The 21,844-nt window shown below is 44.0% G+C and carries 20 protein-coding genes; 12 read left to right on the top strand and 8 right to left on the bottom strand.

The window, feature by feature from the left end; translation table 11 throughout:
• Positions 1–65 precede the first annotated feature (65 nt).
• On the bottom strand, positions 66–1,088 hold the full coding sequence (mtnA, locus tag NH462_RS21115) for an S-methyl-5-thioribose-1-phosphate isomerase (RefSeq protein ID WP_045964755.1): 1,023 nt from the start codon (positions 1,086–1,088) through the stop codon (positions 66–68).
• A gap of 120 nt (positions 1,089–1,208) precedes the next feature.
• Here mtnA and mtnK point away from each other — a divergent pair, with 120 nt between their 5' ends.
• Entirely contained in the window at positions 1,209–2,411 is a 1,203-nt protein-coding gene (mtnK, locus tag NH462_RS21110; RefSeq protein ID WP_010376462.1) for an S-methyl-5-thioribose kinase, read from the top strand.
• Positions 2,412–2,486: 75 nt separating this feature from the next.
• On the opposite strand, the gene NH462_RS21105 is transcribed toward mtnK, so the two are convergent.
• The gene (locus NH462_RS21105; RefSeq protein ID WP_253107678.1) at positions 2,487–4,268 is read right to left on the bottom strand and encodes a DUF885 domain-containing protein; all 1,782 of its coding nucleotides are present in this window, start codon (positions 4,266–4,268) and stop codon (positions 2,487–2,489) included.
• Between the two features lie 385 nt (positions 4,269–4,653).
• Here NH462_RS21105 and NH462_RS21100 point away from each other — a divergent pair, with 385 nt between their 5' ends.
• The 11 genes from NH462_RS21100 (at position 4,654) to hemB (ending at position 14,361) form a co-directional block, all read left to right on the top strand.
• Positions 4,654–5,655 carry a GGDEF domain-containing protein gene (locus NH462_RS21100; protein WP_010376464.1) on the top strand — a complete coding sequence of 334 codons (1,002 nt, stop codon included), beginning with the start codon at positions 4,654–4,656 and terminating at the stop codon, positions 5,653–5,655.
• Between the two features lie 118 nt (positions 5,656–5,773).
• Positions 5,774–6,529 carry a bifunctional demethylmenaquinone methyltransferase/2-methoxy-6-polyprenyl-1,4-benzoquinol methylase UbiE gene (gene ubiE, locus NH462_RS21095; protein ID WP_010376465.1) on the top strand — a complete coding sequence of 252 codons (756 nt, stop codon included), beginning with the start codon at positions 5,774–5,776 and terminating at the stop codon, positions 6,527–6,529.
• An 8-nt stretch (positions 6,530–6,537) separates the two neighbouring features.
• Positions 6,538–7,152 carry an SCP2 sterol-binding domain-containing protein gene (locus NH462_RS21090; RefSeq protein ID WP_253107677.1) on the top strand — a complete coding sequence of 205 codons (615 nt, stop codon included), beginning with the start codon at positions 6,538–6,540 and terminating at the stop codon, positions 7,150–7,152.
• A 1-nt stretch (position 7,153) separates the two neighbouring features.
• Positions 7,154–8,758 carry a ubiquinone biosynthesis regulatory protein kinase UbiB gene (gene ubiB / locus NH462_RS21085; RefSeq protein WP_010376468.1) on the top strand — a complete coding sequence of 535 codons (1,605 nt, stop codon included), beginning with the start codon at positions 7,154–7,156 and terminating at the stop codon, positions 8,756–8,758.
• Between the two features lie 60 nt (positions 8,759–8,818).
• A complete protein-coding gene (gene tatA / locus NH462_RS21080; RefSeq protein ID WP_010376470.1) occupies positions 8,819–9,055 on the top strand; it encodes a Sec-independent protein translocase subunit TatA in 237 nt (78 codons plus the stop codon).
• A gap of 6 nt (positions 9,056–9,061) precedes the next feature.
• Positions 9,062–9,373: a Sec-independent protein translocase protein TatB gene (tatB, locus tag NH462_RS21075; RefSeq protein ID WP_010376473.1), complete on the top strand. Its 312-nt coding sequence runs from the start codon at positions 9,062–9,064 to the stop codon at positions 9,371–9,373.
• A gap of 112 nt (positions 9,374–9,485) precedes the next feature.
• Positions 9,486–10,229 carry a twin-arginine translocase subunit TatC gene (gene tatC, locus NH462_RS21070; RefSeq protein ID WP_045964743.1) on the top strand — a complete coding sequence of 248 codons (744 nt, stop codon included), beginning with the start codon at positions 9,486–9,488 and terminating at the stop codon, positions 10,227–10,229.
• On the top strand, positions 10,226–10,726 hold the full coding sequence (locus NH462_RS21065) for a hypothetical protein (RefSeq protein ID WP_253107676.1): 501 nt from the start codon (positions 10,226–10,228) through the stop codon (positions 10,724–10,726). The genes tatC and NH462_RS21065 overlap by 4 nt, the downstream gene beginning before the upstream one ends.
• Positions 10,726–11,502: a TatD family hydrolase gene (locus tag NH462_RS21060; protein ID WP_010376478.1), complete on the top strand. Its 777-nt coding sequence runs from the start codon at positions 10,726–10,728 to the stop codon at positions 11,500–11,502. Before NH462_RS21065 ends, NH462_RS21060 begins: the two co-directional genes overlap by 1 nt.
• 8 nt (positions 11,503–11,510) lie before the next feature.
• A complete protein-coding gene (locus NH462_RS21055; protein ID WP_045964737.1) occupies positions 11,511–13,349 on the top strand; it encodes a diguanylate cyclase in 1,839 nt (612 codons plus the stop codon).
• Between the two features lies 1 nt (position 13,350).
• Positions 13,351–14,361: a porphobilinogen synthase gene (gene hemB, locus NH462_RS21050; RefSeq protein ID WP_026001016.1), complete on the top strand. Its 1,011-nt coding sequence runs from the start codon at positions 13,351–13,353 to the stop codon at positions 14,359–14,361.
• Positions 14,362–14,440: 79 nt separating this feature from the next.
• Here hemB and NH462_RS21045 read toward each other — a convergent pair whose 3' ends face one another.
• The 6 genes from NH462_RS21045 to NH462_RS21020 all read right to left on the bottom strand — a co-directional run bounded on the left by NH462_RS21045 (position 14,441) and on the right by NH462_RS21020 (position 21,840).
• On the bottom strand, positions 14,441–14,830 hold the full coding sequence (locus NH462_RS21045) for a hypothetical protein (RefSeq protein ID WP_253107675.1): 390 nt from the start codon (positions 14,828–14,830) through the stop codon (positions 14,441–14,443).
• Between the two features lie 244 nt (positions 14,831–15,074).
• Positions 15,075–17,162 (bottom strand): elongation factor G, encoded by a 2,088-nt coding sequence (fusA, locus tag NH462_RS21040; RefSeq protein ID WP_253107674.1) that lies wholly within the window; start codon positions 17,160–17,162, stop codon positions 15,075–15,077.
• A 224-nt stretch (positions 17,163–17,386) separates the two neighbouring features.
• Complete coding sequence (gene nagA / locus NH462_RS21035) at positions 17,387–18,538, bottom strand: N-acetylglucosamine-6-phosphate deacetylase (protein WP_253107673.1); 1,152 nt, start codon at positions 18,536–18,538, stop codon at positions 17,387–17,389.
• The gene (locus tag NH462_RS21030; protein WP_253107672.1) at positions 18,531–19,439 is read right to left on the bottom strand and encodes an ROK family protein; all 909 of its coding nucleotides are present in this window, start codon (positions 19,437–19,439) and stop codon (positions 18,531–18,533) included. The genes nagA and NH462_RS21030 overlap by 8 nt, the downstream gene beginning before the upstream one ends.
• On the bottom strand, positions 19,436–20,554 hold the full coding sequence (locus NH462_RS21025; protein WP_253107671.1) for an SIS domain-containing protein: 1,119 nt from the start codon (positions 20,552–20,554) through the stop codon (positions 19,436–19,438). Before NH462_RS21025 ends, NH462_RS21030 begins: the two co-directional genes overlap by 4 nt.
• Positions 20,551–21,840, bottom strand: coding sequence for a D-tagatose-bisphosphate aldolase, class II, non-catalytic subunit (locus NH462_RS21020; RefSeq protein ID WP_253107670.1), 1,290 nt, complete (start codon positions 21,838–21,840; stop codon positions 20,551–20,553). The genes NH462_RS21025 and NH462_RS21020 overlap by 4 nt, the downstream gene beginning before the upstream one ends.
• Positions 21,841–21,844: the final 4 nt, after the last annotated feature.

The raw sequence follows: 21,844 nt of genomic DNA, 5'->3' as shown, positions 1-21,844 counted from the left end.
AGCACAAAATGGGTACAGTTTAACAAGATTTTGGATTTACGAGTAGTTAAAATAATTACAAATGTTTAACTTTGTGAAAATACGCCTAGGGCAACCTCATCACCCGTAAACAACCCCGTATCCAACACCCATCCGGTGATCAAACTCGCTGGCGTAACATCAAATGCCGGGTTATATACCTCGGCATTGTTGGGTGCCCATTGGCAATCACCAAAACTACCACTGACACCTGTTACTTCGCTTTTGGCGCGTTGTTCAATTGGAATGGCTGCGCCATTTGGACAGCTGCTATCTAATGTTGTGATCGGGGCAACCACATAAAAAGGAATATTATGGAAATGGGCTAACACCGCGAGATTATAAGTGCCGACTTTATTCGCAAAATCACCGTTTGCCGCAATCCTATCTGCCCCTACAAAGATTTTATCGACTTTACCCGCCGCCATTAAACTCGCAGCCATATTGTCACAAATTAGCGTGTATGGGATTTGCCATGCATCTAGTTCAAACGCGGTAAGCCTACCACCTTGCAACAGTGGTCTAGTCTCATCAACCCAAACATGAATGTCACCATGTTGTTTTGCAGCATGGTGAATTACGCCAAGTGCGGTGCCTACACCTGCCGTTGCCAGCGCACCAGTATTGCAGTGAGTAAGAATGTTGTCTCCCGCATTCACAAGCTCCGCGCCTATGTTTGCCATACGGTCGCATAACGCAGTGTCTTCTTCAAATAACTGTTCAGCGGTTGTGATCACTTGTTGTTGCCAATCATTCGCTTGTAACGCTTCACGCAATCTCGCCATGCAGTGCATTAAATTCACCGCTGTAGGGCGCGTTGCTTCAAGTTCATCTATCGAGCGGGCAATTGTGTCTTTATCTTCTCCCTGTTCGGCAAGATAACCAATTAATAAACTTGCCGCTAAACCAATAAGCGGAGCGCCACGAACCTTAAGTGTCAGAATTAGTTCGCTCATCGTCGCAACGTCGCGGCATTCATGCCACACCTGTTGATGTGGCAGTAAGTATTGATCCAATACCTGTACCACGCCCGATTCGAATTTAAGACTACGTGCAATTAAGGTTTTCATGACATCCCGCTCTTTCAAAGTGTACTGATGATATTTTACATCAAGATCTAAAGAAGTATAGACATCTAAACATTTAAAAATATAGAATGCTAATAGCAAATATCCACAAGGTGCAGAAACATGTCGAGCTACATTGAATTTGATGCAGAAAAAGTTATTGATTACATTACTAATTTAGGAAGCTTCTTTGATAAAGATGCAACCTTATCTTGTTATGAGTTTGGTGATGGCAATCTGAATTTGGTTTTCCGCGTGCAAGATACGCAAGAAAATAGCATCATCGTCAAGCAAGCTTTGCCTTATGCTCGATGTGTGGGTGAGAGCTGGCCGCTTACATTAGACAGAGCCAGAATTGAAGCCAGTGTATTACAGCGCCATGGTGAGATCTGTCCAGATACCACAGCAAAAGTGTTGCACCATAATACGGAGTTAGCACTAACCGTGCTGGAAGATCTTGGTCATCTACGCATTTTACGCGGTGAATTAAACCAAGCGAACACCTTTGCAAGACTCAGCAAAGACGTCGCAAATTATCTAGCAAAAACCAGCTTTTACCACTCAAGCTTTTACTTAACACCGAGTGAAAAGAAAGCCCTAGTCACCGAGTTTACTAATCCCGAACTGTGCGCAATCACAGAAGATTTATTCTTTGACGACCCATACCGCGATGCTGAAAGAAACAACTTTCCTGCTGCATTGCAATCGTCTGTGGAAATGCTGAGAAAAAATAAGACGTTATTAGTTGAAGTGGCAAAACTCAAAGCCCAATTTCTCAATGCACCAGAAACCTTACTTCACGGTGATGTCCATACAGGCAGTATTTTCGTCGACACCGATCACACTAAGCTAATCGACCCAGAGTTTGGCTTTTTTGGCCCAATAGGCTTTGATTTAGGCTCATTTATCGGCAATTTATTGCTCAACTACTGTGCCCAACATGCTCGCATTAACGCTCTGCCAAAACGTCGAAATATGCAGGTGTATTTACTCGATAGTATCGCCACCACTCTATCGAGCTTCTATGTCACTTGGCTTGAACTGGCGAAAACACAAACACGCGACCTATCGTTGCAAACAGAAGGCTACGCGGAATACTTTCTCACTAAAGTATTGCAAGACGCAGTTGGTTATTGTGGGTGTGAATTGATCCGCCGCACCATTGGTCTCGCCCATGTTGCAGACATAGATGCGATTGAAGATGAAGACGCGCGCTTAGCGGTACAACAGCGAGCACTACACTTAGGTGAACAGCTCATCATTAATGCCAATAAATGCCGAACGACCGATGATGTGTATCAGCTAATTATTAGTTTTGTAAACTAAACTAGCTTAGGCTAATAAAATGATAAAAGCCCAAAGTCTCTGCTTTGGGCTTTTCTGTTAGATGGATAAACGCAATTACTTACGCGCTTGATTCATCGTGGTTTCAATATATTTGTCGATTTGCTCTTCAAGCACAAATAATGGCACAGAGCCATGACGTAAGATTTGATGGTGGAACTCACGGATATCAAACTGATCGTCCAGTGCTTTTTCTGCTTTGCGACGTAGCCGCTTAATGGTTAGTTCACCAATTTTGTATGACAGTGCTTGAGCTGGCCACGAAATATAACGATCAGTCTCCGTTTTAACATTATGTAAGGACAAGGCCGTGTTGTCTTTCATAAAGTTCATCGCTCGTTCGCGGCTCCACCCAAACATATGCATGCCGGTGTCTACAACCAAACGAGCCGCTCGCCACATCTCGTAGGTTAGACGACCAAAGTCACTGTAAGGGTCTTGATAGAACCCCGCTTCGATACCCAAAAATTCAGAATATAACCCCCACCCTTCACCAAAAGCTGAAATGTATTCGTTGCGACGATATTCCGGTAGGTAATCAAGCTCGGCATTCAAGGAGATCTGCAAATGGTGACCAGGCACAGCCTCATGTAGAGTCAATGCTTCCAATACATATAACGGGCGCTTATCCAGCGCGTAGGTATTTACCCAATAATAACCTGCATCAGTATCACTGCGTGCCCCCGAATAACGCCCTGTCGTGTATTTAGGCGCAATGCTCGCAGGCACTGGGGCGACACCGTATGGCTTTCTTGGTAATGTATGGAATAGCTTAGGTAGCTGAGCATCCATCTTCTTTGCTATATATGCAGCTTCTTTAAGTAACGCTTCGGGGGTTTTAGCATAAAACTGTGGATCGGTTCTTAAGAACTGCACAAAGTCGGCAAAAGCTCCCTTAAAGCCTACTTTTTTAATAATTTTTTCCATCTCCGCACGGATCCGAGCCACCTCTTTAAGACCAAGCTCGTGGATCTCCTTAGGCGTCATATTCGTGGTGGTATAGTATTTCGCTCGGTTCGCATAAAACGCTTCACCATTTGGTGTCGAAGAAATTCCAATTTCGGTCCTAGCCGCTGGACGATACTCATTGACAAAGAAATTAAGGAAATCTTGATATGCTGCGATCACATCCCCTTTAATAATCTTTTTGGCACGTTGTTGCAGTGCTTTAAATTCGGCATCAGGCAAACCCGCTTGGTTTTGTGTAAACGGGCCATAGAACTCGGATTTTGTCACATCATCAACGATATAAGCTTCGATAGAACTTTCATAACCTTCAAGCACCGCTTTCGGCTGAGTCAGACCAACTGCCATGCCTTCTTTCATCCAGTCGATATTTTGCTTAAAATAGCGTGGAACCTGCTGCAAACGTGCCAAATATAGCTCGTAACCAGCACGTTTCTTAAAGTCATGACTCGAGATCATAAAAGACAGACCGGAATGAAAGCCGTATTCCGAGGTGAGCGGCATATAGTGGCTATGAAAACGATATTCATCGACGCTATTCTGCACTTGTGCACGCAAAATAGTGAGATTGATTTGATTTTCCTCACTCAGCGCTGAAGTGTCGATATTGTCGAGCTGAGCCAAGAACTGTAGACGCTGCTGATTTGTGGTCGCCAACTTTTCTGCACTGAGGTTTGGTAGTAGAAACTCTGCTTTTGTATCACTGCGACCATAGGCATTGTTATCACTTCTAAATTTCATAACGCTGCCAGCTATCTGAGTAAACTCAACGTTATTGTCACTTCCGGTAATAGCACAACCAGATAAAGCGACAGTTAAATAAACGGCGACGCTTGAACGCTTAGTCCACAGCTTTAATTTTGGTGATAACACGCTGACTTCCTCAATACTTTGTTGTTACTCAGTTCGCGGTAAAATAGCCAAAAAATAATGATTATCCATCGTTCTGAGCTTTTGTTATGGTGAAATGAACTTTCTGCTAGTCAAAGTAGGAGAGTCCCGTAACAGATGCAACTTAATTCGATAGAATCACGAATATCTCAGATCGAATACAATTTACCCAACCTAGTAAAAATTGATGAGAAAATCAGCAATTCAACAAAAAAATGTAAATTTTCTATTTCAAAGACAAATTTTTTACTTTTAAATTCGGACGATACAGATTAATGTAGGTCTAGTGCAATTAGGACAAGAGTTACACCGAAGGAGCTGGTGGTAGTTCATTAACGTTTGATAATTAATTGTTGTGGTAAATGAAATGATGTTCCATGATCCCATGGCTGTTGCCCAAGAAAAAATGACACAGGTGTGCCTGTTTTTAGAGCAACATCATTTGCCGCCCACGCCTTTAAATTATCAGGTTGCTTATACCCATATTAGCGCCACGAACAAAGATCTTGACTGTGCCATCAACAAAGCCATCAAAGCGCACACAAAAATAGACTGCGTATTCATTGAACAACTCTACTACCAATTTTTAGATCAAGGTCAAAAAACACAATCTGAATTACTTGAAGGCGTTGATTCTTTGGTGACTGAATTACACGAAAATGCAGAAACCTCACAAAAGCAGGTTATTCGCTTTGCCCAACAAGTCAGTCAATGTGTGCATAATTTAGATGAACACAACATTCAAAAGAGTAAGCGCGCACTATCAACACTCACCAAACAAACTGAGCTATTGCTAAAACAGCACAAACAATTTAAACAAGCGTTAATAAAATCGCGTTTAGATTATGAACGTAATCAAAAGTTACTACTCGACTTGCGTAAACAACACTTATTAGACCCACAAACGGGTCTTTATAAGCGTCACTATCTTCATCAAAAAGTGTCCCTATGGCAATCGCAGCAAAAATCTGTCTGCGCGCTTTCTATCCAAGTTGATAACCTTGACGAGTTTTCAACGCGGTTTGGTGATGTTGTGGGTGAAGTTGTGCTTAATCGTATCGCCAATAATATCAAACGTTATGTCGTTGAAAGTGGCTTACCTGGTCGCACAGGTAAAAAAGAATTCACGGTTATCCTTGCCGATGTAGACTTAGATACCGCGAGTGTTATCGCGGAAAAAGTGCGTAAAGGTGTTGAGCGATTAAAGTTTGTCAGCGCGAAAGGGAAAATTCCATTACCTAATGTGTCTCTGGCTCTTGGGATAGCCCAACTTGCACCAGAGCAAGACTTTAATGTGTTGGCAAAACGCGCAGGTTACGCTGCGCAGAAGGCACATTCTCTCGGCCAACACTGTTATATTAGCCACTGATCCGCAATATCCTCTTTTGTTTGCATTTTCAACAATACAACACGGATAAGAAATTGCACCTACGGCTACCAATCAAGTACACTAGCAAGCATAGTTGCAGAGTAATGATGGAACCCACATGAAAGAGTCACAAGACAATACTACCCACTTTGGATACAAAACAGTCGAGACCGACAAAAAAGCCTCTATGGTTGCAGACGTATTTCATTCTGTAGCTGCAAAATACGACATCATGAATGATCTGATGTCATTCGGTATCCATCGTTTGTGGAAGCGTCAAACTATTGCCTGCTCAGGTGTACGCGCTGGTCACAAAGTACTTGATCTTGCTGGCGGTACGGGTGATTTAACCGCAAGATTTAGCGAATTAGTTGGTGATAAAGGACAAGTTGTTTTAGGTGATATTAACGACTCAATGCTTAAAGTAGGCCGCGAAAAATTACGCGACTCGGGACTTGTTGGCAATATTGAATACGTTCAAATGAACGCAGAAATGCTGCCATTTGACGATAATACTTTTGATGTCATCACTATTGCCTTTGGTTTACGCAACGTAACAGATAAAGATAAAGCATTGCGCTCAATGTACAGAGTGCTAAAACCAGGTGGACGTTTACTGGTACTTGAATTTTCAAAGACAGATAACGAGGCGCTGGCAAAGCTGTATGATATGTATTCATTTACACTATTACCTGCAATGGGCAAATTAGTTGCAAATGACAGTGAGTCTTATCGCTATCTTGCAGAATCTATCCGCATGCACCCAGATCAAGAAACGCTAAAATCCATGATGGATGAAGCCGGTTTTGAACAAACTGACTACCAGAATATGACCGGAGGCATTGTCGCCCTTCATCGCGGCTTTAAATTCTAGGAGTTGCTGTGTTAGCTTCATTACTTGGCGCCGTACTTGAGACGGCTTTAAACAAAGGCCTTAAACTCTCACCTGAGCTAAAGCATGTGCTAAGTAAAGGCCAACACAAAGTGATCAGTGTTGATATTCGCGATCAAAATACTTGTTTAGCTGTGACTTACACAGGCATTAACATTCACGTTCTATGCCCTTTTGATGGCAAAGCCGATTGTTCTATTAGTGCCGATTTACCAACCTTGCTTGAGCTCAAAGATCCAAGCCAACTCACTGCGCTTATCCGTCAAGATAAGCTCGATCTTGAAGGGGATTTGGCGCTAGCACAACTATATAGTAATGCATTAGCAACACTTGATATTGATTGGGCGGAACACCTCGCCAAATATGTCGGTGATGGGCCCGCACAAATTGCCGTAGATACCTTTCATAAGTTAGCGCATCGCGCAAAGCAAGATGGACAGGTAGCCAAGGCAACCCTAACAGGGTTATTTCAAGATGAGTTGAAGGTTGCGCCTCACCCGCTCGAGTTTCAACAGTTTAAGCAGCAAGTGAGAACATTAAACAATCAGGTCGAAAGCTTAAATCAACGCCTCAGCGTATTACTTCAGCAAAACAAAGGAAATTAGGTTGTCTTTACTTCGCTTGCATCAGATCACCAAAACATTTTTAACCTATGGTTTAGACGAAATCGTCCCTGCGCATAAGCAACCTTGGTACGGTAAACTCGCTCGAGCGAGTTTGTTTTGGCTGCGCAACAAACATAAAGACAAACCAGTAGGCACACGCCTACGTTTGGCACTACAAACTTTGGGGCCAGTGTGGATCAAGTTTGGCCAGATGCTTTCGACCCGTCGAGATTTACTACCACCAGATATTGCTGAAGAACTTGCATTTTTGCAGGATCAAGTTCAACCATTTGACCCCGCGATGGCACAAAAGCTCATTGAGCAAGCGCTAGAAATCGACAATATTCATGAATACTTCGCTGAATTTGAATCAAAACCGCTGGCTTCAGCCTCGATAGCGCAAGTACATGCAGCCAAGCTACAACACAAAGATGAGTTAAAAGATGTCGTGATCAAAGTTATTCGTCCCGATATCGAGAAACAAATCCATGCCGACCTCTCTTTAATGGAGCGTTTCGCTAAAATCGTTGTCAATTTACTCAGCGAAGGAAAACGTCTGCGCCCGGTGGAAGTTGTTAGGGAATACAAAAAAACCTTACTCGACGAGCTAGACTTGATGCGAGAAGGCGCGAACGCAATTCAACTCAGACGCAACTTTGAAGACTCAGATTCACTGTATATCCCTGAGGTATATAGTGATTATTCACGTAAAAACGTGCTGGTTATGGAACGCATCTACGGTATTCCGGTTTCAGACACCGAAGCCTTGTTAGCGCAAGGCACCAATATGAAATTGCTGGCCGAGCGCGGCGTGGAAGTCTTTTTCACACAGGTATTCCGTGACAGTTTTTTCCATGCAGATATGCACCCTGGCAATATTTTTGTCTCTCGTGAAAATCCTCATAACCCTAAGTATATTGGTATAGATTGCGGCATAGTCGGCACCTTAAACCGTGAAGATAAACGCTATTTGGCCGAAAACTTTATCGCCTTTTTTAATCGTGATTATCGTCAGGTGGCACAGCTTCATGTGGATTCTGGGTGGGTTCCGGCAGATACCTGCGTAGAAGAGTTTGAGTTTGCCATTCGCACTGTATGCGAACCCATTTTTAACAAACCGCTCGCTGAAATTTCGTTCGGCCATGTGCTAGTAAATTTGTTTAATACAGCAAGACGGTTCAATATGGAAGTGCAACCACAGCTCGTATTATTGCAAAAAACTCTGCTGTATGTAGAAGGCCTAGGGCGCCAGCTTTATCCACAGTTAGATCTGTGGAAAACGGCCAAACCTTTTTTAGAGCATTGGGTGCAAGAGCAAGTTGGACCTCTCGCGGTGGCGAAAAAGCTATATGCAAACTTACCATTTTGGGCTGAAAAAATGCCTGAACTGCCAGATTTGATTTACCAAAATCTCAAGCGCCGCCCCCCTCCAACTGTCACACAAAAAGCAGATACTGCGACTAAGCCTCTATTATTGGGCTTAGCAGCGAGCAGTTTTGCAATTATATCGGGATTGAGCTTTATTTTTGACAAGCCTGTCGCAAGTAGCCTACTCGCGATTATTGCCGTGCTAGTATTTATTGGCGCATGGCGTAAAACAGGGTGATTTTTTGCTCGCTAGGCGTATAATCATTATTCATAAGCAGTAAGTATCAATGGAGTTATTATGGGATTCGGTGGGATCAGTATTTGGCAATTACTTATTATTTTAGCCATCATTGTTTTGTTATTTGGAACTAAAAAACTACGCGGTATTGGTAGTGATTTGGGTGGTGCAGTTAAAGGCTTTAAAAAGGCGGTATCTGATGAGCAAACTGCGACCGACTCTGAGCCAGAAAAGTTAAAAAATACAACAACTGAGCAAGCACAACCGGTATCAGAGAAAGAAAAAGATAAGGTGTAATTCAACATGGGTATGTGGGAGTTAGTGGTCGTTCTTATCGTTGGCCTAATTGTACTTGGCCCTGAACGTCTTCCCGTTGCAATCCGCACCGTAGCGAGATGGATAAAAACGGTAAAATCTGTCGCCAATTCAGTCAAGGCTGAAGTGAGTGAAGAATTACGTGTTCACGAGCTACATAATAATTTGAAGAAAGCGGAACAACAGGGAATGCAAGATTTGGCCCCCGAACTCAAGCAATCCGTTCAAGAATTACAAGATGCGGCTGAATCAGTCAGACATTCTTATAAATCAACCGAAAATAATAAAAACAAAGACTAATCAATCTAGCAGTTAGATAGTTCAGTCAAAGGCTAGCTTTGGGTAATTAGACGCCCAAGCCGCTCCTTTTTGTTATATCTAACTGGAATTATATTCGTACGAGTCAAGTTACATGACAGAATCAGCCCAAAGTGGATTTATAGCTCACCTTGTTGAGTTAAGAAACCGCTTAATGAGAGCGTTATTGAGCGTTTTCGTTATCTTTGTTGCTTTGGTGTACTTCGCCAATGACATCTATGCCTTCGTTGCAGCACCGCTTGTAAATAGCTTGCCTAGCAACACAACCATGATCGCCACAGACGTTACAGCACCGTTTTTTGCTCCATTTAAATTAACGCTTTTTGTGTCACTATTTGCCGCTGTGCCTTTTATTTTGCATCAGGTGTGGGGCTTTATCGCACCCGGTTTATATAAACACGAAAAACGTATGCTCATTCCTATATTACTTTCTAGTGTGCTGCTATTTTATGGCGGAATAGCATTTTGTTACTTTGTTGTCATGCCTATCATACTTGGCTTTTTTACCAGTGTGGGGCCTGAGATGATGACACTGTCACCGGATATTAGCAGTTACCTTGGCTTTATCCTTAAGCTATTTTTTGCTTTTGGTATCGCCTTTGAAATTCCCGTCGCTATCATGCTTATATGTTGGAGTGGCATGACAACCCCTGCGAGCTTAAAAGAGAAACGACCTTATGTTGTCGTTGGTGCTTTTGTCATCGCAATGTTTTTAACTCCACCAGATGTTCTATCTCAAACTCTATTGGCATTCCCTATGCTACTCTTGTTTGAGTTGGGGCTCATTCTAGCCAAATTTTACAGCGCCAAACCAAAACAACAGGAGTCAGAACAATGAAAAAAACCATGATACTGTTCGCACTAGGATTTTCCTCTTTATGCGCCGCAGAGCCGATAAATACACAGGCACTACAAGCTTGTACTCTGATTGAAAATGATTTTAAACGACTCATGTGCTACGACAATGTGATTGCTAATAAACCAATCACGGAAATACATTCAAGCAAAGCGCCTGTAAGCAAAGATAAAATAAAAACAGCGCGCAATGAAAAAAAAGCAGAATTGAAAGAAGATGGCTTTGGTTTAGAGCATAAAGTTAAAGCGGCAAGCGAAGAAATCGAAGAAATTACAGCTAAACTCGTAAAAACAACCACTCAAGGCCGCGATAAAATGGTATTCACCTTGGACAATGGTCAAGTATGGCGGCAAGTTTCTTCAGAAACTTTTTTCGCCAATGAAGGAGACACATTAATTATTGAACGCGCCTCTTTTGGCTCGTTTTTAATGAAAAAAGCGGGCTCAAACCGTACAACGCGAGTTAAACGAGTTAACTGATGAACACGATGTTCGATGCTGGTGTAAACCTCACCAGCTCGCAATTTTCATCCGATTTGGCCGAGGTAATTGCTAGAGCCAAAAACGCTGGCATAGAATCTATGCTCGCCATTGGCTGCGACTTAACAAGCAGCGAACAAAGTATTTCTCTCGCAGAGCAATACCAGCTTTATTGTACAGCAGGTGTCCACCCTCACGACGCAAAAGATGCACCTGATACGCTCTACGATGATCTCCTCACTCTTTTAAAAAGTAGTGACAGAGCTATTGCTGTTGGTGAATGTGGCTTGGACTTTAATCGCGATTTTTCACCAAGGCCGATACAACAAAGCGTGTGCTTGACGCAACTGCAGTTAGCAGAAGCTATTGATTATCCAGTGTATCTACATGAAAGAGACGCGCACGATGCGCTATTTTCGTTACTGCAAGAAGTTAACGTTCAAGGAGTACTACACTGTTTTACTGGTGATCATAACGCACTACGACGTTACTTGGACTATGGGTTAATGATAGGCATAACAGGTTGGGTTTGCGATGAACGTAGAGGTCAAGCACTACAAGATCTAATCCAATACATCCCCCTAGACCGTTTGCTTTTGGAAACTGATGCGCCCTACCTACTACCTAGAACAATTAGCCCAAAACCCAAGTCTCGCCGCAATGAACCAATGTATTTATCTTATGTGGCTGAGCAAATTGCACACCTAAAACAATGTCCTGTCACGGAAGTGATGAGCACGACTTCGGCTAATTTTAAACAGCTGTTTGTGAGGTAAAGCCAGTAATGCGCATTGTGTTGTCTTTACTTATATTGATATACAGCTCTGCTGTAATTTCTGCCGTCACTATTTCAGAGTCATTTAAGGTAGAACACCAAGTAAAGCTAAGTTACACACTGAGTAAATATGCATCGTTAAACGAACTGCTTGCGGCTCCTGTCGAATGGCATAACAGCACCCAAGTCCCCACAGGCCTTCGACCTGTAGCGAAGTACTTATGGTTAAAAATAGCGCTGCACAATACCAACAACTCGCTCACACCAGTATTGGTAAGTATAAACAATAATCTCATCGATGCGGTAACTGCCTATCATGTTAGACCGAACCATCCAATATTCAGCTTAGATATGGGCGATGCCTTGCCACTGATTAAGCGGCCACTAAAGTATGAATCTCTAGTTGTTCCGCTTGAGCTGCAGCCACAAACTCAAAGCCATTTATACTTACAGATCAGTGATGAGGGGGTTATCACGGCTCCTCTTGCAATTTGGGAGCCGAATGAATACCTCCAATTTAAGAGTAAATTTAATCTTATTTTTGGAATTTTAGCAGGCTTTGTACTAGCACTCGCCTTAACCAATGCCACACTCTATTGTGTTACAAAAAAAGGTTACTTTTTATGTGCCACTTTGTTTATCGCTACAGTATGGCTTTTCAATGCACATATCTATGGCTTTGGTTATCGCTACTTTTACTCTTCATGGCAATGGTTTCAACAGTATGGTCAAGGCATGATGATGTTATTGCTCAGCGCACTGCTATTGCCCGCTTTGAGTTATTGCTCTGGAAAGTCACTTCTTGCGCACCCTAAGCTGACGAAAAGAAAGGCCATTCTAGCGACATTGTGCTTGTTTCTGCTCATTGCTTTTTTACCGGTTTCTCAGTCTCTCCTGCTAGCGCTTAGCATTAGCTTTATTGTCTCTGTATTGATTATCTATACGCTCGCCCGTATTAACCACAAGAGCCGAAATATCTTAATCGCAATCGCGCTCTGCCACTTTATCGTAATTAGCTACCCGTTTACGGTCGAGCTCGGGGTTCAGTCCGGCAGCTTTTTGAACCACTTGGGTTACTTTGGTATTTTTGTTGTTGAAGCCACGTTGCTGAGTTACCTGCTCATACGTCTATATATATTTCAAAGAGATGAAAAGCTGGCCAAGCAACAGCAACGGCTAGCTCATACTCAAGCTGAAGATGCCCTATTAAAAGAAAAGCTTAAACTACAAGAACAGGCCCAGTACGACTTAGAGTCCAACATTGAGGAACGTACTTTTGAGCTTCAAGTCACATTAAGGGAACTTGAGGATAAAAACCGGGAGCTCGAGCGCATGAACATGGAAGATCCACTCACAAAAGTGAAGAACCGGCGCTATTTCGACAAGCGTTTACAGATGGAAGTACGTCGTTCAAGACGAGAGCAGACAGTATTGAGCCTTGTTATTTTTGATATCGATCACTTCAAGAAAATTAACGACAAATATGGCCACTTGGCTGGTGATCAAGCAATTTGCGAATTTGCCAGCTTAATAAAATCACACTTGCGGCGACCACATGATGAAGTGTTCCGCTATGGTGGTGAAGAGTTTATTTTGCTACTACCAAACACCCCAGAAGAAGGTGCAGTCGGAGTAGCTGAACGCCTGAGAGTGGCTACAGCGGATCTCAATATCAAATTTGGTGAAGATACGCTTAAATTAACCACTAGTGCAGGCGTTTATAGTGCAGTGGTTAGCGATCCACATAATCCACAGCTTTACACTGACAATGCGGATAAAGCCTTGTATCAAGCAAAACAGCAAGGTCGTAATCGTGTTGTTACTTTCAAACCCAATCAGGAGAACTAACGTGGCTCAATCAGGACTCGATCTTTTCCCCCTAACTCGCATGCGCAGAATGCGTCGCGATGACTTTTCAAGACGTCTAATGAGCGAAAGCACGCTAACGGTTAATGACTTAATCTATCCAGTATTTGTATTGGATGGTGAATCTAAGCGTGAAGCTATCCCATCAATGCCAGGTATTGAGCGTTTATCTATTGATCTATTAGTTGAGGAAGCCAAGCAACTAGTAGAGCTAGGGGTTCCTGCCATCGCCTTATTCCCAGTAACACCGGCGGAACAAAAATCGTTACTAGCTGAGGAAGCATACAACCCTGAAGGGATTGCACAAAGAGCGGTACGTGCTATTAAAGCAGCATGTCCTGAGCTTGGTGTGATCACCGATGTTGCATTAGACCCATTCACAGTCCACGGTCAAGACGGTATCTTAGATGAAGATGGTTATGTCATGAATGAAGAAACCGTGGAAGTATTAGTCAAACAAGCGCTTTCGCATGCAGAGGCAGGTGCCGATATCGTCGCCCCTTCCGATATGATGGATGGCCGAATTGGCGCTGTGCGTGAAGCACTTGAAGAGTGCGGTTTTATCCATACTCGTATAATGGCGTACTCTGCCAAGTATGCATCGAGTTATTATGGCCCTTTCCGCGACGCGATTGGCTCTGCAGGCAACCTAAAAGGTGCAGACAAGAAAACCTATCAAATGGATCCTGCTAATTCTGACGAAGCATTACGTGAAGTGGCTTTGGACTTACAAGAAGGTGCTGATATGGTGATGGTAAAACCAGGTATGCCATACCTTGATGTTGTCAGACGCGTTAAAGATGAGTTTGGAGTACCAACATTTGCTTACCAAGTCAGCGGTGAATACGCCATGCATAAGGCTGCGATTGATAACGGCTGGTTGGCTGAGAAGCCTGTTGTACTGGAGTCTCTACTAGCATTTAAGCGTGCTGGTGCGGATGGCATTTTGACTTACTTTGCAAAACAAGCCGCAATTTGGCTGAATGAAAAGTAATATCAATTGCATTAATGCAATTGGTGTGAAACCTTTAAATTTGAGCAGGTGAAACCCTCACCTGCACTTCCTTTACACCTTATCTGACCAAACTTTCTGCTTTTAAAAGCTCATCGCGATTCATTTTCCAGCTAAAGAAGCGAATAATACGACCATCATCGAGATATACCTCAGGAAGACTTACAATGCCCAAAGAGCGTAACCTAATCGCCTGAATATGTTCCGTATGGATATAATGGGTTTTACCAAAAAAGTTATAGCTGACTCCCGCTTTATCTATATGAAGAAAACGCTTTCCGGTTAATGACAGTACCAATAATGATAGGGTAAAAAATAGTAAGGTAAGTGTAACTATTTGCAATAATGATGAGGGAATATCTAAGATAGAAAACAGCGCATTACCCAGCCAGATAAGGGACAGTGCCAGTACATAGAAATGCCAGTTTATTTCCAGTTCTAAAGTTCTCATTGAGTATCTCCTTTATTTACCCAACCACAATCAAATTTGAGCCCACGACGCAATAATGTGACCCAATTTATTGAAGAAAAGCTAATGATAAAGAGCCAATGTTCCTAAAGCAAGAACTTTAAAATTAATAAAACATGAAATAATCGTGACGACTTTTAGACAGGGCATTAAACCTATAAACAATTGAATTTAAAAATAAAAAAGGCCGCCAAAGGCGACCTTTTTATGCAAAAGAAGTAATTAATTACTTAGCTGCTTTTTTCTCTTTCTCAGCTGCGATTACCGCGTCAGCAACGTTTGCTGGACATGGTGCATAGTGTGAGAATTCCATTGAGAACTGACCACGACCAGACGTGATAGTACGTAGGTGACCGATGTATCCGAACATTTCAGATAGTGGTACTTCACCCTTGATACGAACGCCCATTGCGCCAGCTTCTTGGTCTTTGATCATACCGCGACGACGGTTAAGGTCACCGATTACGTCACCTACGTTGTCTTCTGGCGTGAACACGTCAACTTTCATGATTGGCTCAAGAAGTTGTGCACCCGCTTTAGGGATAGACTGACGGAATGCGCCTTTAGCAGCGATTTCGAACGCGATTGCTGATGAGTCAACTGCGTGGAAACCACCGTCGAATAGCTCAACTTCAACGTCTAGTACTGGGAAGCCCGCTAGTACACCTTCGTCCATCATTGACTTGAAGCCTTTCTCAACTGCTGGCCAGAATTCCTTAGGAACGTTACCACCAACAACTGAAGACTTGAACGTAAAGCCAGAACCAACTTCGCCAGGCTTGATACGGTAGTCAATCTTACCGAACTGACCAGAACCACCAGACTGTTTCTTGTGCGTGTAGCTATCTTCAACTTCTTTAGTGATAGTTTCACGGTAAGCAACCTGAGGCTGACCAACGATTAGGTCTACACCGTATGTACGCTTAAGGATGTCTACCTTAATGTCTAGGTGAAGCTCACCCATACCTTTAAGGATAGTTTCACCTGAATCTTCATCAGTCTCAACTTGGAATGAAGGATCTTCTGCAACCATCTTACCGATCGCGATACCCATCTTCTCGTTACCACCTTTATCTTTAGGTGCTACAGCGATTGAGATTACTGGATCAGGGAAGATCATCGCTTCAAGTGTACACTCGTGCTTAGGATCACATAGCGTGTGACCTGTTTGAACGTTCTTCATACCAACAACAGCGATGATGTCACCCGCTTGTGCTTCAGTAAGTTCAGTACGCTCGTCCGCTTGCATCTCAACCATACGGCCGATACGCTCTGTTTTACCAGTTGCAGAGTTAAGGATAGTGTCACCTTTCTTCATGCGACCTGCGTAGATACGGATGAACGTAAGTGCACCGAAACGGTCGTCCATGATTTTGAACGCAAGCGCTTTAAGTGGTGCATCAGCGTCAACAGTTGCTACTTCACCAGTAGGCTCACCTGTTTCAGGATCTGTTAGCGGCTGAGGATCAACTTCTGTAGGAGAAGGTAGGTAATCTACAACAGCGTCTAGTACAAGTTGCATACCTTTGTTTTTGAACGCTGAACCACAGAACGTTGGGAAGAACGCAAGATCACGAGTACCTTTACGGATACACGCTTTGATTTGCTCTAGTGAAGGAACTTCACCTTCCATGTACGCTTCCATTAGGTCGTCGTCTTGCTCAACAGCAGACTCAACTAGCATCTCATGGTATTCTTCAACTTTGTCTACCATGTCAGCTGGAACGTCTTGTACTTCGTAGTTTTCAGGAAGACCTGTGTCATCCCAAACGTATGCTTTCTTCTCAAGTACGTCTACAACACCACAGAACTGGTCTTCGATACCGATTGGTAGAGTCATAACTAGTGGGTTAGCACCAAGTACTTTCTCAACCTGACCAACTACGCGGTAGAAGTCTGCACCCATACGGTCTAGTTTGTTTACGAAGATTACACGTGCAACTTCTGATTCGTTCGCATAACGCCAGTTAGTTTCTGATTGTGGCTCAACACCACCAGAACCACAGAATACACCGATACCACCGTCAAGTACTTTAAGTGAACGGTATACTTCTACTGTGAAGTCAACGTGTCCAGGAGTATCGATAACGTTTAAACGGTGGCCTTTCCACTCACAAGTTACCGCCGCTGATTGGATTGTAATACCACGCTCAGCTTCCTGCTCCATGAAGTCAGTAGTAGACTCACCGTCGTGTACTTCACCAGTTTTGTGGATTTTACCAGTAAGCTTTAGAATACGCTCAGTGGTGGTAGTTTTACCCGCATCAACGTGCGCGAAAATACCAATGTTTCTGTATTTCGATAAATCTGCCATTGTTTTACTCTATTTAAAGTAGAAAAATTATTCGGCGGGAGTATATCACCTCTTGTAGCGAACATCATCCTTGAAGTCGTCTAAAATGCAATCAATTCGCGAAAAAGTTTCTAATGCGAAACTTTGTGACCCATTTTTACTGTATCGCTTACTGCTAGGCCGCTGTATTTAAGAAAATTCCGTTGTATTTTGTCAATTTCAGCGCGGTGAGCTTGGATTTTTGTTTAAAATATCTGCTTTCCAAACAAGTTAGCATGCTGGACTTGGAAGACATCGTCTAGCAAAGAAAAATGCGCTATTTTACCCACTTCAATGCTACCAAGTTCATTGTCCATATTTAAATAAGTTGCGGGTACTAAACTTGCCATATTAATGGCTTCTAGAAGCGGAATGTTGGCCAATTCTGCTAAATTCTTCACTGCTTTTTCAAGTGTTAGTGTACTGCCGGCCAAACTGCCACTGTGGGTTTTCGCCACGCCACCCTTAACCACAATTGGCATTTCACCCAATTGATATTCACCATCTTTAAGGCCACCAGCATTAATACAATCACTGATCAAGGCCATCTTATGCTGACCTTTTAGGCGGTAGATCAACTGTAAAATCGCAGGGTGTAAATGAATACCATCGGCAATCACTTCAACCAAGGCTTGGCTATCAAGTAACAACGCACCAGCACAGCCCGGCTCACGGTGATGAATGCCGCGCATGCCGTTAAACACGTGCACCCCGCCGCAGGCACCATGTGCAAGAGCAGCATTGGTTTGCGCAAAATCCGCATCACAATGACCTAACATCACTCGCACCCCATGTTTACTTAGGTACTGTGTCATCTTAACGCCATTAGCCTTTTCGGGCGCAAGTGCCACCGCTTTAAGCGCACCATCAGCCGCGCTAATCATTTCATCAATTAAGGCTTCGTCTAGCGGTTTAAAAAAGGCTTCGTTATGGGCACCTTTGTGTTTTTCACTAAAAAATAAACCCTCACTGTATCCGCCCAGCACCTGAGCGCCCGGCATCTTTTGCTTATAGGCGGCTCCAATAACCTTCATCGCAGCAATAGTTTGTGGCCATGTAGTCGTCACCGTGGTTGCCAAAAAACCAGTGACGCCATGTTTGAGCAACGACCTGCTAATGGTTTCTAAACTGGAGAGTTTGCCATCAATAACATCACAGCCCTCGCGACCATGAATATGCAAATCAATTAACCCAGGCCACATGTCGAGTTTGGGATAAGACTCGGTATTATCAGGCGCTTCCGCCGCTGGAATAATCGCGTGAAAACGCTCACCTTTTATTACCGCAACGTGCGCTTCAAGGACGCTGGTAGGGGTATAGATTCGACGGGGCTGAATATAACGAAGCTGCTCAAGCATGTACTTTACTCCCAAGTAATGCCGCACCCAATGCGCCACTCGCATCACCATGCTTGGCTCTAACAATATCTGGCACTGATACCGCTGAAAATACATGGGGTTCGATGGCTTTTGGGAGCGCCTCTACAAGTTCATCAATCAGCGACATACCACCGCCAAGCACGATAACTTCAGGGTCATATGCTTTGATCAAATTTGCAAACGCCGATCCCAGCAGATCCATATAACAATTAAAAGCATGGCGTGCTTCACTTTCTCCAGCCCGCATCGCTGTGATAACTTGTTCTGAGGTAAGTGTTTGCGTCGTGAAATGTTGATACAAACCGGCAAGCCCTGGCCCTGCGACATAGCGCTCTAAACACCCTTGCAGTCCACAGCCACACGCTAAAATAGGCAGGTGATATTTTTGCTGCAACACCGCAGAAAGCGGATGGTGGCCATATTCTCCGGCGATCCCTTGGGCACTTTTATACAACGCGCCGTCAATGCAAAATCCGCCTCCGGCACCAGTGCCTATTATTGCCCCAAAGACCTTTTGATATTGCTTACCGGCTCCAAGACTGGCTTCTGATAACGCAAAGCAACGGCAGTCATTTTCTACGGCAATGGGCCGTTCAAGTTGTGCAACGAGATCAGCCTTAACTTCTTTACCATTGGCACAAGGGACATTTGCTGATAGCACGCGCTGCTGCGCATTTACTATCCCCGGCATACCAATACCAACCTGTCCTTTACAACCATATTTGTCATCTGCTTGCTGCACCAAAGTGACGATTTGCGCTAAAAACGCCTCATAACTGTGCTTTGGGGTCGCCACACGCCACGATTCAATACGTTGTAGTTTTTCATCGAACACCGCAATTTCAATTTTACTCCCGCCAACATCCACCCCATAAATCATACTTCACTCCCAAATGGATGAATGACTACGCCCTGCACAACTCTATTCACTTCCCCCGACGGGCAAGGATTGTCCGGTGAAATACCGAGGGTTAGCGCTTTATAGAAACTTAACTGCTGTGCAAACAACATATACAGTAACCCTTGCCACACGTCTTCTAGTGGTGGCACTTTAGGACAAAGTGAATGCACCGTCATGGCTGTACCGTCACGCTGCAACTCGGCAACTAAATCTTGATCGTACAAGCTGGTATAACCATCACTTGAGATAAAACATACCACGACAGTTTTGCTATTGATAAGTGATTTTGGACCATGACGGAAGCCAAGCGGTGACTCGCTCACGCTCATTACTTGGCCTGCCGATAACTCAAGCATTTTTAGCGCAGCTTCCTTTGCAAATCCCAGTAAACAACCCGCTCCTAAATACACCAAACGTTCAAATGGCTGTTGTGCAAATGCACGGATATTTTGCTGCTCTGTCGCAGCTAACATGCTTTGCGCTGCATTGATCAACTTATCCACGGAGCCGTCATCCGCAGCAAAAAGTTGTAGCGCTGCAACCATCATTGACGAATAGCTACTCGTCATTGCAAAACTTTGGTCAAGCGCGGGCTCCGGTAGCAATATACTTGTTGCATTGCTTGCCTGCTGCGCTGCTTGATGCAACTTTCCATCACGATTGCAGGTGATAAAAAGGTGCTGACTGTTACTAACCAGCTGTGTTACCAACTCTACGGCCGCTACACTTTCTGGACTATTACCGGAGCGAGCAAAGGATACCAATAAACACGGTTTATCCGTCGCTAGGTATTGCCTTGGTGCAGCAACTAAGTCAGTTGTACTCACTGCACGCACACTTTGGCGCATGTGTGTACTAAGATGAGTGGCGATGGCGTCACCGATATAAGCGGATGTACCCGCCCCTGTCAAAATAACCTGAGTATCAGGGTCATCTAGAAAAGGAGCTAACTCCAAAAAAAGCCTAGGCTTTATGCTCGCAACCAACTGAGCGGTTTCTTGCCACATCTGTGGCTGCTGACAAATCTCTTTTGCTGTCCAATAGGCATTCAGTGTTTTTAATTGCGCAATTTCGTGTCCTAGCAAAGTGTTCATGACGCTTTCTCCATGGCAAAACACGCATTTGAATAGCGAGCTACAACACGTTGAATTTTGGCAATCACCAACGCTTTGGCGTCCCTTTCTATTTCAGCACGGCGTACTTGTTGATATAACTCTGGAAAATATTGGCTGATAAGCGGCAATGGTAAAGTCTGCCGCGCTAGGTTTTCGAGCATCGTTGCTAACGCCTTTTGCACCGCTTCTTGATGCCAGTAATAGCGAATACGGTCGCTAAAGCTAAATTGGCGCAAGAACCGGAGTTGCTGTGACTCGCCGTGATAAAAACGCTGCCAACTCGTTGGCTCTGCCAGCATGACCTCGTCCACTACCTCAATAAACTGACTATGAACATCGGGTAGTAATTGCTTTTCAATATGGTGAAGCGCGAATAACCCTTCACGCAGCGCAAAGGTCAACTCAGGTCCGACTTTCAAAATGGCAAAGTGATCAGCAACCAACGACTGATAAGCGCCTGCAGTTTGATAATCTGTCGAATGCGCTTCGAAAGCGATACGGTCAACGGTACGAATAAAGTCTTTTAATGCACTTGCGTCATTCGGTTTGTAGTCAAACACTTGGGTGTTATCAAACTCAACACCCGGCTGCACTACCATCGCAACCACGCGTTGCCAAGCATCCGTTAATCCTTTGTTTGCAAAGAGTTCACGGTGGCAAGCTAGGGTTTCTTGCGCAGCAACTTGGCTGGTCGGTTGAAGGCTGTCAATCTGTTCATCAGCTCCACCTGGAGGAGGAACTTCAGTACCAATCACATAAACAATATCACTACGACCAAACGTCGCAATTGCGGCGGCTTCCGCAGTTTGACACAACAAGGCAGCGCGATCAGCGACAATATCATCACTTAACGCGTCAGGATCGTCAGCACAGGGCATACTGGCATCTAAGTGAACTTTCTTAAAACCGGCCTTCACGTATTCAGCGACTAAGTCGCACGCTTTGGCCATCGCGGCTTGGCTATTTTCACTCGTCCAACAAACTGGTCCCAAGTGATCACCGCCAAAAATCAGTAACTGCTTATCAAAACCAAGCTCGTCGGCCATCTCTTCGACTTTGGCAATAAAATCCGCGGGACGCATCCCGGTGTAACCGCCAAATTGGTTAACCTGATTGGCCGTGGCCTCAATTAATAGCAGCGTATTTTCCTGCTTGGCATATCTTATCGACGCTTCCAGCACCCAAGGGTGAGCTGAGCAGATGGCATAAATGCCTGAGTTTTTCCCTGATTTATTGGCTTCGATTAGGGCTTGGAAACGCCGCATATGA

It is taken from the genome of Pseudoalteromonas sp. OANN1 (assembly GCF_024124685.1).
Taxonomy (GTDB): domain Bacteria; phylum Pseudomonadota; class Gammaproteobacteria; order Enterobacterales; family Alteromonadaceae; genus Pseudoalteromonas; species Pseudoalteromonas piscicida.
The sequence above is the reverse complement of the archived record's forward strand: the minus strand, read 5'-3'. Positions and strand labels throughout refer to the sequence as shown.